We start from the raw sequence: 3,937 nt of genomic DNA on the forward strand, positions 1-3,937 counted from the left end.
CGGGCATTAGCGTGAGACACGAGAGACCTCCGTTGATGCGAGCCGGGTTCCTAGACAGCTCCCACTCGACCCGGAGGTCTCTCGCTACGTCAACAACGGTCGTGGTCAGTACACCTAGGCCGCTGGCGTGTGGCAGATGCTGCAGGGCTACCGCGCGCGTCACGCTGTCATTGCTCTTGGTCATGGCCGAAGCGGCGGGGCAGGTGGTCTTCCCGTTTGTGATCGGTCTCGCTCTGGACGACCACCTGGGTGGATCGAACCGCGGTCTGGTGATCGTCGTGGGTGTCGGCCTGATCGCGATGGCCCTCGCTAGACGTCGTCGAGTTCTCGGCGACAGCGTCGCTGCTACCCATGTCCTGGCAAGAGTCGTTGCGACTCCGGGACATCCTGCGGCGGTGCCACGACGCGCAGGACGAGCAGCCCTGGCACACCCTGGTAGCGGCACATCGCGGCACGACTGGCACCTCGCACGACTCATGCCCTCCAGATGACGGGAATGAGCGCGATGGCGACCACGAACCACGCCACGGTCGTGGCCAGCCCGAGCTTCCAGAAGTCCGAGAACTTGTAGTCGCCCGGCCCGGTCACCATGAGGCCCGGTCACCATGAGGTTTGCGGGGGTGGCGATCGGGGTGAGGAAAGACGCGGCCCCGGCGACTGCGACGAGCATGAGCACCGGAGCGAGCGGGACGCCCGCCTCGTCGGCCATGGCCACCGCGATCGGCACCACGATGAGCACGGTCGCCGTGTTGCTGACCACCAGGCCGAGCAGGAGCGTGAGCAGGAAGATCGCGGCCAGGAGACCGACGCACCCGGCCAGAACGAGGAGGCTGACCGTCGCGTCCGACATGCTCGTCCTTTCCGGCAGCGCTGCCGGGTCAGCGCCCGATGTGGCCCGCGATGATGCTCGTCACGATCACCGACGTGATGGTCACGGTGGAGAAACCCGCCACGATCATCTTCGGCAGGATCTGCCCCTCGATCGCGGCGACCTCTTCGGGCGACTCGCCGGCACCCCGTGCGGCCTCCTGGGACAGGATCATCGTGCCCGGGAAGCCGAACAGCGCCGTCAGGCCGATGGCGATCGACATCGAGACGCTGTACCCGACGAGCTTGCCGGTCACCGCCGCGAAGACCGCGATCCCCGCGAGCCCGCACACGAACGCGAGGAGCAGGGGCACCGCCAGGCTCGCCAGGTCGGACAGCTCGACCGTCGCGAGCGGCCCGAACACCAGGATGAGGATCGCGATCATCATGAGGCCGAGCGAGTCGATGCCCGCCAGGACCGACGGCTTGAAGATCCCCGTGGTGCGCAGCGCGATGCCGAAGATGAGGGCCACCACGAAGGTGTTGAGGACGCCGTCCGTGAGGTTGTTGATCCCGATGGCGGCCAGGACGACCACGCCGACGACGAAGAGCGTGCCGGCAGTGGTCCGGAACGCGTCCGGGAGCCGGCTCGTGCTCGCTGTCGCGGCCTCCTCTGCCTCGTCCACGCTGAGCTCGCCAGGACGGACCTGGGCCTTCACGCGTGACGCTTCCCGACGCAGGATGACCGAGGTCAGGGGGAAGCCGATGAGCCCTTGCAGCGCCACGATGAGCACCGGGAAGATCGCGACGGTGGTCAGGCCGACCCCGAGCGCCGCCTCCTGGATGATGATGACCGAGATCGTCCCGCCGCTGATCGCCCCGACCCCGGCGATCACGAAGTCGAGCGGCTGTGCCGCGACCTCGCCGTACTCGCCGGGCTGGACACCACCACCGAAGACGAGCCCGGCGACGAGCAGGAAGACGGCGATGCCGACGACTGCCGCGATTCCCACGAGCAGCGTCCGCCACTGCTTCTTGAAGTCGTCGAGGCTGATCATCGTGCCGAGGTGCACGATGATGAAGCCCACGACCACGCCCGCCAGCGCCAGGAGCGACGAGCTCGCGAGCAGGTCGTCGGGGAAGACGTTCGTCAGGAAGCCGATCAGGAAGATGATCGAGGCGACGAACAGCGACGAGAGCAGTGACTTCGTCTTCTTCGCGACGAAGTCACTGACGGTCCACACGAGCATGACGACGACGAACGCCACCACCGAGTTCATCGCCGCTCCTCGACCATGTCGGTTGCCTCGTGGGCGGGCCGTGGTGTGGTCACGCCGTGAACCCTGCGGCGGCCGCCAGGATGGTCCGCGCGCCCACACCGGTGCATCCGGGGGTCTGCCAGCCGGCGTCGACCGTGGACCAGGCGGTGCCGGCGATGTCGAGGTGCGCCCACGGAACGCCTTCGGTGAACTCGTGCAGGAACAGCGCCGAGATGATGCCGTCGGGCTGGCCGGTCGGTCCGAGGTTGCGCAGGTCGGCCACCTGCGAGGTCAGCTGCGGACGGTACCGGTGCTCCAGCGGCACCCTGGCCACCGGCTCGCCGCTCGAGGTGGCGGCGGCTGCGACGGAGGCGACGAGTGCCTCGTCGGAGCCTGTGATGCCCGAGAGCAGCGAGCCGAACGCCCGTGCCACCGCCCCGGTCAGGGTGGCGATGTCCACGATCGCGTCGACGCCGTCCTCCACAGCCAGCGCGAGCCCGTCGCTCATGACGACCCTGCCCTCGGCGTCGGTGTTGACGATCTCGATGGTGCGACCGGAGCGACCGCGCACGACGTCTCCGAGTGCGGTGGCCGTCGCCGACGGCATGTTGTCGGTGCACATGAGGTAGCCGACGACCTCGGCAGTCCCATGCGCCGCGGGCAGGGCGAGCATCGCGGCGAGGATCGCTGCCGCGCCCGACATGTCGTTCTTCATCTGCGCGTGCGAGTCGTCGTTGGGCTTCAGCCCGATCCCGCCCGAGTCGTACATGATCCCCTTCCCGACCAGCCCGAGGCGGCCGGTGGGGGCGCCGGGCGGCACGTAGCGCAGGCGCACGAACCGAGCCTCCTGCTCGCTGCCCGCGTTGATCGCGAGGAGCCCGCCCAGCCGCTCGTCGCGGCACCGCTGCTGCTCCCACACCTCGACCTCGAGGTCTGCCTCGGCGCCCAGGTCGACCGCGATCCGGGCCAGCCGGGACGCGGTGAGGTGGTTGTGCGGGGTGTTGGCCAGGTCCCGGGCGAGCGCGGTCGCCCCGGCGGACGCGACCCCGAGCGCCGCGGCCGCAGCCGTCTCGTCGTGCGCGGCGCCGGTGACCAGTGCCAGGTGCGTCAGCCGGTGGCCCTGGGGCTCGGCGCGCAACGCGTCGTAGCGATAGCGCGCGAGCAAGATCCCTTCGACGACCGCGCGCACGACCTCGCCCGTGACGTCGTCGGGCAGCCGCACGGCCAGGTCGGTGTGCGGCGACGCGGCCCGTGACCCGAGCCCGGCCGCGTCGCGCCAGTCGTCGACCGTGGGTGCGGGACCGGTCCCGGCGAGGACGTGCGACGTCGGGGACGCGACGACGTGCACGCTGCGGACCGAGCCCGAGAAACCCGCTGCACGCAACTCCTCCCAGGACACGCCGTCGGGCAGGGGACCGTCGGGCGCGACCAGCCACACCTGAGGGCGGTCGGGGGGGTCCGCGGTGACGTCGAACCTGACCGACCCGAGCTCACGTGAGGGGCCGATGACGTCGAGGTGGTCGGAGAAGGCCATGCCAGTCCTCAGTCTCGTCGGGACAGACCGCTGCCAACTGGTTCCTGGACGCCCGGCGTGACTCGGTCCGGCTCCCGCATCCGCCTCGAACGTAGACCCGGGGGCGCCCTTGTGCTGGTCAACTGGCAGGGCGTGCGCGCTCGGACGTTGATGGGGCCCGAATCGCCGACCACGCGGGCGTCGGCCGCGGAGCGCAGAGCGCACCGCCGGCCGATCGCGCTAGGTGTACTGACCACGACCGTTGTTGACGTAGCGAGAGACCTCCGGGTCGAGTGGGAGCTGTCTAGGAACCCGGCTCGCATCAACGGAGGTCTCTCGTGTCTCACGCTAATGCCCG

3 protein-coding genes are annotated in these 3,937 nt (G+C 69.7%); all 3 read right to left on the minus strand.

The genetic code is table 11. The annotated features are described in order from the left end of the window. On the minus strand, positions 1-850 hold an 850-nt coding region (locus CTKZ_RS22480), incomplete at its 3' end, for an SLC13 family permease (RefSeq protein WP_235843461.1). Positions 851-878: 28 nt separating this feature from the next. Beyond that, positions 879-2,087: a hypothetical protein gene (locus CTKZ_RS11975; RefSeq protein WP_124343160.1), complete on the minus strand. Its 1,209-nt coding sequence runs from the start codon at positions 2,085-2,087 to the stop codon at positions 879-881. 49 nt (positions 2,088-2,136) lie between these two features. Continuing rightward, positions 2,137-3,600: a leucyl aminopeptidase family protein gene (locus CTKZ_RS11980; protein ID WP_124343161.1), complete on the minus strand. Its 1,464-nt coding sequence runs from the start codon at positions 3,598-3,600 to the stop codon at positions 2,137-2,139. Positions 3,601-3,937: the final 337 nt, after the last annotated feature.

This window comes from Cellulomonas algicola (genome assembly GCF_003851725.1).
Lineage (GTDB): Bacteria > Actinomycetota > Actinomycetes > Actinomycetales > Cellulomonadaceae > Cellulomonas > Cellulomonas algicola.